The following is a 651-nucleotide window of genomic DNA, read 5'->3' as shown; positions in this document are numbered from 1 at the left end:
CCTGCCATTAGTGCAACGAATCCAAGTAACATCGCCGCAACCACAATTGCAACCTTGAATCCATCCATAATATATTCGCCAAGCATTTCAAAGAAGCTTTGTTTTTCTTCTTGCACAACAAGGAGATCTTCTTCTTCGGTTACAGAGTAAGGATTAATGATTGAAGCAATGATGAATCCTCCAAATAAATTAATCACGATTGCAGTTACGACATATCTCGGTTCAATCATTGTCATATAAGCTCCGACAATAGACATCGATACAGTAGACATCGCTGACGCACTTAGTGTATATAGACGTTGAGGGGATAATTGTCCAAGCTGTTTTTTCACAGTAATAAATACTTCAGATTGTCCAACAATAGCGGATGCTACTCCATTGTAAGATTCCAATTTACCCATGCCGTTTACTTTACTGATTGCCCATCCAAGCCATTTCATAATGAAAGGAAGAACCTTAATGTGTTGCAGAATTCCAATCAGAGCCGAAATGAATACGATTGGAAGTAAAGCAGTTAAGAAGAAAGGAGCTTGTCCTTCATTCGCAATGCCGGCAAATACAAAATTGATTCCTTCATTAGCGTAATCTAATAATTTTGTAAACACGGCTGCGATTCCCTCTATAAGAATCAATCCGAATTTGGTATTCAGT

1 protein-coding gene is annotated in these 651 nt (G+C 38.2%); it reads right to left on the bottom strand.

Annotated elements, in window-relative coordinates:
- The coding region (locus AC1DSL_RS19160) for a nucleoside transporter C-terminal domain-containing protein (protein WP_477533471.1) at positions 1–651 on the bottom strand (651 nt) is incomplete at both ends.

The sequence above is a fragment of the Paenisporosarcina sp. P4_D4 genome (assembly GCF_056401835.1).
This window is presented reverse-complemented; position numbering and strand designations above follow the sequence as displayed.